Genomic DNA, 8,178 nt, shown 5'->3' with positions numbered 1-8,178 from the left:
ATCTCTTTCTTGCTTAAAATGAGTACGACAAGCTTCTTCACTATCAAAATGGGCGGTAAAACTAAAAATATTCATGACTTGTTTTTTTAACAAAATAAGCATTTTTAATCAATTATTAGTAATTACGGATATTCAAAAAGTTAATATTGATAATTTAAGCAATACATTAACTGCTCAATAAAAAAATATAAAAGATTATTTTTGAGATTAGCTCAAAGATCATCAGTTAACAATTATAAAAAGCTGCTTTATATGTATGTAGTTATTTTGAAGAAAATGTTACAATTTGAAGCTTTTTATATTCAATAAATAAGAACAGATAACTTATATTATTTCGGATATGAAATACCTCATTCAATCACCTTTTTTCACTATTTCTTCTCTATAAAATTTAAACATCTCCAAGATACTCTCTATTCATTTTAAATTCATTGAAAAGTAATTATTAACTTACACATCTAAGAAAGACATTATTTACGTATATAGTTACTAAACTCATATAAATTAATAATTATGAAAAAAAAATTCACACACAACTCCTTATTTCTTTTTACAGAACTTTATAGAAAAAAACCATCGCAACTTAATATTGCTTTCCTTTTCTTATTATGTTTTTTAACCGGATTTAATATTTCTGCCCAAACCAGCCATACGGGTATGCGTAACATAACCTCATTAGAATTGACTGCAGATATGGGACTAGGTTGGAACTTAGGAAATACCATGGATGCTCATGCATCTTACTCATCAGGTCTTAATACTCAAACAGTTTGGGGAAACCCATTAACAACCAAGTCTATGATAGATAAAGTTAGGCAACAAGGTTTTAAAACAATTCGCATTCCCGTTACGTGGTACCAACATGTGGAGTCTGCCCCAAACTATAAAATTGATATTGCATGGCTAAATAGAGTTGAAGAAGTAATGAATTATGCTTTCGACAATGATATGTATGTTATTATAAATACACATCATGAAAGTAAATGGTTAATACCAACCTATGCTAAGCAACAAGCTGCAACCAATCAATTAAAGAAGATTTGGACACAAATTGCCAACCGCTTTAAAGATTATGGTGATTACTTAATATTTGAAACGCTTAACGAACCTAGAGTAAAAGGAGGACAAAATGAATGGAGTGGAGGAACTCAAGAAGTTCGCGATGTTGTTAATGCTTTTAATAAAGCTGCATTGGATGCTATTAGAGCTACAGGTGGAAACAATTTAAAACGTTTTATAATGTGCCCTACTGTAGCTGCAAGTGCTTCCAAAAATGCTATTAACGGCTTTATAATTCCTAACAACGATAATAAAGTCATCGTTTCAATACACACATACTATCCTTATAATTTCGCTTTAAATACAGGGAATGGCTCAACTTCTCGATGGGGATCTGCATCAGATAAGTCTGCTTTAGATTCCGAAATGCAAAAAATACATGATAAGTTTATTAGCAAAGGCATAGCTGTTGTACTTGGAGAATGGGGCTCAAAAAACAAAAACAATACTGCAGAGAGATCTAAACATGCTGCATATTATGCTAATGCTGCTAAATCAAGAAAAATGACTACTGTTGTTTGGGATGATGGTGGAAATTTTAAATTACTAAATAGAAATGCCAATAATTGGTATTTTCCTTCAATTGCAGATGCTATTACAAACCCTACTAATACACCTATTAAAGTAAATACTATTTCTGTTGCTAATAATAATCTAACATTAACAGTAGGGCAAGAAAAAACATTAACATATACTATTACTCCTAATAACGCAACAGATAAATCGGTGCAATGGACAACCAGCGATCCTACTATTGCTACTGTAGATAGTAACGGACTTATTAAAGCTTTAAAAATTGGCAATACTATTATTACTGTAACAACAAATGGTGGTATTAAAAAAGCCCAAGCTAATGTAACGATAACTCCAAATTCTACTCCAAATGGTACAACGATATCATTACTACCTATACAAGACGTTTTTTTAGAAAATTCTAAAAGAATTAATGGTAAATTTTTAAGAGTAGAAAAAGGAAAAAGAGTAACCTATTTTAAATATGATATTTCTAATATAAACGGCAACATTACAGAAGCTAAATTAGAGTTAACTTGTGGAGATGATATCGGTAACGGTTATATTAAAATTAGTCTAGGCAGCGAAACTAATTGGAATGAAAACAATATAAATAACTCAAATAAATCTATAGTTACCAACGAAATAGGTCATTTAAACACTAATTATATTAAAGAGCAATCTTATACTTGGAAATTAAACTCTGAAAGTTTTTCAAATAAAAATGTATTGAATTTTGTAATGGAACAAACAAATGGCAATGATGTCTCTTTTTATTCCAAAGAAGGTAATAACCAAAAAAGACCTACACTAATTTTAACCTATAATGAAAACAATAGCAATAAAATATTATCACGTCATAATAACCAAGAAACAGATAGTGAAGGTATTCAATCTATTATTTCTTATCCCAATCCATTCACAAATGGATTAACATTGCATATTAACAAGAAGAAATTTATATCCAATGTTAAATTGCTAGATGTTAATGGAAGAATATTTTATGATAAAGCCTTAAATAAATCTTTATCTGAAATTACAATACCTACTAATAAACTTAATACAGGTTTATATTTTATTAAATTAATAGGCAAGCATAAAACAATTACTCATAAAGTAATAAAAAAATAAAGAATCCTTTTCTATTAATTTAATTATAAAATGCATTAGTTACTATTAACTAGCATCAAATATAAAAAAGAGGTTGTCTAAAATATATTTTGGATAGCCTCTTTTTCTAATTTTGTGTCCCGTTCTAAAAATAGCGTTACATTACAATATTCTTTTCTCCATTCTATTTTAACCTAAAAAAACTAAAACTATCTTTGGATGATTCCTACAGAAAACTTACAACTATCTATTCCTCCAGAAGAATGGTGTAAATAAAACCAATACAGTAAACAGTTCTAAACGCCCTATAAGCATTAAAAAACTACACCACCATTTTCCAATACTAGGCAAGGCCGAATAATTATTTACTGGTCCAAAATCTCCCAAAGCGGGTCCAACATTCCCCAAACTAGAAGCTGCTAAACCTATAGAAGACTCAAAATCTATTTCCATCATAGAAAATCCTAAAGCACCTATAATAAAAGATAACATATATAAAATAAAGAAAGCTAAAACATTAAATACAATATCACCTGAAACTGATTTTTTATTATAACGTACTGGTAAAATAGCATTTGGATGTAGAGCTCGCTTAAATTCTATAAATCCGTTTTTTATTAATAATAGATGCCGTACAACTTTAACACCTCCAGATGTACTTCCTGCCGATCCACCAAGAAACATAAGTCCAAAAAAGAAAACCACTAAAAAAGGAGTCCACAACGTATAATTTGCTGTTACAAAACCTGTTGTAGTAATTATTGCCAACACTTGAAATAAAGAATGCCTAAATGCACTTTCTGCTTCACCCCATACCATTGGATGATTAATTGTTGATGCAGCAATATCTGCTTTAAAATAAATTATAATAGCTGCTATAATTGTAAAAATAGCTACAAATTTAAAGTAAAGTCTAAACTCTTCGTCTCCTATTATTTTTTGAACTCTTCCTTTAAAAGCAAAATAGCTTAATACAAAATTTGTCCCTGCCAAAAACATGAACACTATAATTATGTATTGAATTACAGGTTGACCATTCCAATAAGCAACACTTGCATTTTTAGTAGAAAATCCTCCTGTAGATAATGTACACATTGAATGATTTATAGCATCAAAAAAAGACATACCCGCAACTTGCAACAAAATAGTTTCAGCAGCCGTATATCCAAAATAAATAAGCCACAAACGTTTCGCTGTATCCGTAATTCTAGGGTGTAATTTATCTGCACTTGGTCCTGGTGCTTCTGCAGCAAAAAGTTGCATCCCTCCAATTCCTAAAAGAGGTAAAATAGCTATCGCTAACACGATAATTCCCATACCACCTATCCAATGTGTAAGGCTTCTCCAAAACAGCACTCCTTTAGGGACACTTTCTATATCATCTAAAATAGATGCGCCTGTCGTTGTAAAACCAGACATAGTCTCAAAAAACGCACTAGAAAAATCAGGAATACTTCCTGTTATCAAGTATGGCATTGTTCCAGACAGTGCCATTATTAGCCAACCAAAACTTACCACTATATAACCTTCTCGCTTATTCATTTCTTTTTTGTGATGCCTTGTAGAGACCATTGCCAAAACACCAACAATAAGAGTAATGATACCTGCTAAAAACAATTGAAATGTAATACCATCTTCATCATATAAAAGACTTACTAAAGCGGATAAAATCATAAATCCTCCATTAAATAAGATAAGTAATCCTAAAAAATGAAAAATTATTTTATAATTAAGTTTCATCTATTTCTAATTATTCATTGTTTAATAGCTCGTTTTTAAATCTACTAATTTTAAAGAAATAGTTTTTCTACACTTTTTATAGATCTTAGCAAAGAACAAACCACAACGCGATCACCCTCTTGAATTCTAAAACTACCTAATGCTATTAAACCTACTCCATCTCTAATAACTCCACCTATAATAGCAGATCTTGGAAAATCTATATGTCTTATTCGTTTATTACAAACAGCAGATGTTCCTTTTACTTCAAACTCCAGTAATTCTGCATTCATATTACTAAGTTTGGTCATAGCTACGACTTCACCTTTACGTATATATCTAAAAATATTATTAGCCGCAAGCAACTTTTTATTAATTAAAGTATCAATACCAATAGAATGCGAAAGCTCGAAATAATCCATATTCTCGACTAATGCAATAGATTTTTTTACGCCTTTAGATTTTGCTACTAAGCAAGACATAATATTCGTCTCCGAATTATCTCCAACAGCTATAAAAGCATCCATTTCACTAATATTTTCTTCATCTAGAATATCTACATTTCTACCATCACTATTAATAACTAATATTTCTGGTAAATCATCGGCAATATCAAAAGCACGTTCTTTGTTTTGCTCTAAAAGCTTTACATTAAATCCTTTTTCACATAAATATTTGGCAGATTTACGACCTATTTGACTCCCTCCAAGTATCATAACGTTTTTAATTTCACGATTTACTTTACCTGTAAGTTTACAGAGTTCGTCTCCTCCTCCTTCAGACGTTATAAATACAACGTTATCACCTTCTTTAAAACGAGTATCTCCACGAGGAATTAACGTAAATTGTGTTCCTGCTCGTTGAATAGCAATAGGAACAAAATGTATTTCAGGAAATATTTGTGCTGCTTCTTTTACCGTTTTCCCAACAAATGATGCTTCTTTAGATAACGTTAAACCAGCCATAGTTAGAGCACCGTCTTCAAACTCATAATTATCATTAAAAGACGATGCTTTTAGTGATAATTCAATTTCTGATGCCGCTAAAGCTTCAGGAGAAATCAATTCGTCTATACCAAATTTAGTAAATCCTACCTCTTCCTTATGGTTAATAAACTCTGTATTTGATATTCTTGCAATGGTGCGTTTAGATCCTAATTGCTTAGCCAACACACAGGTTGTAATATTTGTAGTTTCAGAAGCAGTAACAGCTATTAATAAATCACTATTATATACACGTGCTTCTTTCAATATAGCTATAGAAGTAGCGTCTCCCCTAATAACTTTAATATCTAAATGGTTATCGGCGTAAGATAAACTTTCCTTATTAGTGTCTATTAATGTAATCTCTTGAGATTCATAAGACAATAACTTAGCTAAATGAAATCCAACTTCACCAGCTCCAGCAATAATTATTTTCATGTGTTTATTTCAATTGCTTTTTATTTTATCACATGCAACTTCCTTATAATAATCTCAATGAGATAAATAAATTTCAATCATGGAAGTTTCATCATTTACTTATCATAAAAAGTAAAACAAATATAGTATAAAATACATATTGCTACATGAAATAGACTCATATAATTATTTAGATTCCTATAGTGTAATGCTTTTTTAAAAGTTTATATTTGTGCAAAATTTATAGATTTGTCAAAAATTAAGCCCTACAAAAACAGCGATTTAGGTAAAAAAGAACAAGTTACAAAGATGTTCGACACCATTTCTGGAGATTACGATGGTTTAAACCGCGTTATTTCTTTTGGAATTGATATTAAATGGCGAAGGAAAGTAGTTAAAATAGTTAAAGAAAATAGTCCTGAAACTATTTTAGATATTGCTACAGGAACTGGTGATTTAGCTATTAATTTAGCTGAAACTAATGCTAGCAAGATTATTGGTTTAGACATTAGTAGTGGTATGTTAGAGATTGGTAAAGAAAAAATTAAAAAGAAAGGTTTAGAATCAAAAATAGAAATGATTTTAGGGGATAGTGAAAATATGCCTTTCAAAGACCATACTTTTGATGCTGTTACAGTTTCTTTTGGAGTTCGTAATTTTGAAACCTTAGAAAATGGGCTAAAAGAGATTTATAGAGTACTAAAACCAAATGGTACTTTTGTTATTTTAGAAACATCTATTCCTACCAAATCACCTTATAAACAAGGCTATAAATTTTACACCAAAAACATTTTACCTCTTATAGGAAAACTATTTTCAAAAGACAGAAGTGCTTATAAATATTTATGCGAATCTGCATCTCTTTTTCCTTATGGAGAAGCATTAAACAATATTTTACGTAAAACTGGGTTTATTAATGTTGAAGATTTGCCACAAACTTTTGGTGTAGCAACAATTTATAAATCATCTAAGTAATTATATGAAACGCTTTTTTGCATTACTATCATTTTTATTGATCATTCAAACATCCAATGCTCAACTTTTTAAAAGAGAAAAAGTAACCTATGACGCAAATCAAGGACGAGGAACAACTGATAACGATTTGTTTCGTTGGGGATACTATTTAGGATTTAACAATTTTGATTTCAATTTTGATTATAATGAAGATTTACGTGATATCTATGTAAAACGAAGCCCTGGTTTTAATGTAGGTTTGATAGGGAACTTAAGAATAAATGGTTTTTTGGATTTACGTTTAGAACCTGGATTAGTTATTACAACTAGAGAATTAAATTATAGTGAAAGCCATTTTGAAGATGCTATTACTGTAAGAAAATCAGATTTAATAAGAGAGGTTAAATCAACTTATGTACATATTCCTTTATTATTAAAAGTTTCTACCAAGCGTATTAACAATTTTAAACCTTTTATTGTTGGTGGTTTTTCTACAGCTTTAAATTTATCTAGTAATCAAGATAACCCTGAGGATAATAAAAATGCTCAATTTAGGACTAAAAAGAATCCTTTGTTTTATGAGCTTGGTTTTGGTATTGACTTCTATCTTTATAATTTCAAATTTACGCCTTCTATACGTGGTGTTTTTGGTCTTAATGACGAACTTGTAAGAGATAATGATCCTAATAGTCCTTGGACTAGTAATATTTCTAGTATGAAAACTCGTGGCGTTTTTATAAACTTTACGTTTCAGTAGTTTTTATTAGAGTAAATATAAAAGTCATCTTTAGTAGAAAAATGAAGATTTAATTAATAACTTCATATTTTATGGATATACCAGAATTTCTGTATCATTATTACGAAATAGAACAAGGTCCTTTTAAAAATATTACTCAAAATAAATTTGAAAAAGCTCAAGACATTCAAAATAGGATTTCAACTGGATTCAATAGTAAAAGACCTTCAAATTATATAGATTTAAGATTCTCATTAGAAAAAAGATTAAAAAAAGGGTTTATAGATAAAGGAGGTAAACCCAAAAGAGATGACCCTTTTTATTTTACTTTAGGAAAATGTAATTGGATGAAATCTTGTTTTGAAAATCCAGGCACTATAAAAATCCCTTTATCAAATTTTAATTCAAAACAGATTAGTTTTACTTACCCTGACAGTATGGTGTCTTTTCAAATTTATGATGAACCTAAACTTTCTTTATATAAAAAAGCATCTAATGGACAGATATACCTATTGAATGAAATAAGTGATTTATTAGACAAATACGGGCTTCCATCCGAAGAAAAATGGCAATCTCAAGAAAACATGAAATACGACAGATATATTGAAGCACAAGTATGGGACGATTTTTTAATTGATAAATACCAACAAAAACCTTAAAAACCAGAATATTATTAACTAAAAACCC

At 29.7% G+C, this 8,178-nt stretch carries 6 protein-coding genes; 4 read left to right on the top strand and 2 right to left on the bottom strand.

Annotated elements, in window-relative coordinates:
- Window positions 1-513 precede the first annotated feature (513 nt).
- Window positions 514-2,703 carry a cellulase family glycosylhydrolase gene (locus tag A8C32_RS13285; protein WP_069830916.1) on the top strand — a complete coding sequence of 730 codons (2,190 nt, stop codon included), beginning with the start codon at window positions 514-516 and terminating at the stop codon, window positions 2,701-2,703.
- Between the two features lie 222 nt (window positions 2,704-2,925).
- Here A8C32_RS13285 and A8C32_RS13280 read toward each other — a convergent pair whose 3' ends face one another.
- Window positions 2,926-4,422: a TrkH family potassium uptake protein gene (locus A8C32_RS13280; protein ID WP_069830915.1), complete on the bottom strand. Its 1,497-nt coding sequence runs from the start codon at window positions 4,420-4,422 to the stop codon at window positions 2,926-2,928.
- Window positions 4,423-4,472: 50 nt separating this feature from the next.
- Window positions 4,473-5,822 (bottom strand): Trk system potassium transporter TrkA, encoded by a 1,350-nt coding sequence (gene trkA, locus A8C32_RS13275; protein WP_069830914.1) that lies wholly within the window; start codon window positions 5,820-5,822, stop codon window positions 4,473-4,475.
- A gap of 228 nt (window positions 5,823-6,050) precedes the next feature.
- Between trkA and ubiE the strand changes: the two genes are divergently transcribed.
- The 3 genes from ubiE (at window position 6,051) to A8C32_RS13260 (ending at window position 8,150) form a co-directional block, all read left to right on the top strand.
- Complete coding sequence (gene ubiE, locus A8C32_RS13270) at window positions 6,051-6,776, top strand: bifunctional demethylmenaquinone methyltransferase/2-methoxy-6-polyprenyl-1,4-benzoquinol methylase UbiE (RefSeq protein ID WP_069830913.1); 726 nt, start codon at window positions 6,051-6,053, stop codon at window positions 6,774-6,776.
- Window positions 6,777-6,780: 4 nt separating this feature from the next.
- Entirely contained in the window at window positions 6,781-7,512 is a 732-nt protein-coding gene (gene porT, locus A8C32_RS13265; protein WP_069830912.1) for a type IX secretion/gliding motility protein PorT/SprT, read from the top strand.
- Window positions 7,513-7,583: 71 nt separating this feature from the next.
- The gene (locus tag A8C32_RS13260; RefSeq protein ID WP_069830911.1) at window positions 7,584-8,150 is read left to right on the top strand and encodes a hypothetical protein; all 567 of its coding nucleotides are present in this window, start codon (window positions 7,584-7,586) and stop codon (window positions 8,148-8,150) included.
- The last annotated feature ends 28 nt before the right edge of the window (window positions 8,151-8,178 follow it).

This window comes from Flavivirga aquatica (assembly GCF_001747085.1).
Lineage (GTDB): Bacteria > Bacteroidota > Bacteroidia > Flavobacteriales > Flavobacteriaceae > Algibacter_C > Algibacter_C aquatica.
Note: the sequence above shows the minus strand (reverse complement) of the source record. Positions and strands in the feature narration are given on the sequence as shown.

Bases quoted from the DNA above. Each gene is read 5' to 3' on its own strand.
- A8C32_RS13280 (WP_069830915.1), bottom strand. From the start codon at position 4,422: ATGAAACTTAATTATAAAATAATTTTTCATTTTTTAGGATTACTTATC.
- A8C32_RS13260 (WP_069830911.1), top strand. From the start codon at position 7,584: ATGGATATACCAGAATTTCTGTATCATTATTACGAAATAGAACAAGGT.
- A8C32_RS13285 (WP_069830916.1), top strand. From the start codon at position 514: ATGAAAAAAAAATTCACACACAACTCCTTATTTCTTTTTACAGAACTT.
- porT (WP_069830912.1), top strand. From the start codon at position 6,781: ATGAAACGCTTTTTTGCATTACTATCATTTTTATTGATCATTCAAACA.
- trkA (WP_069830914.1), bottom strand. From the start codon at position 5,822: ATGAAAATAATTATTGCTGGAGCTGGTGAAGTTGGATTTCATTTAGCT.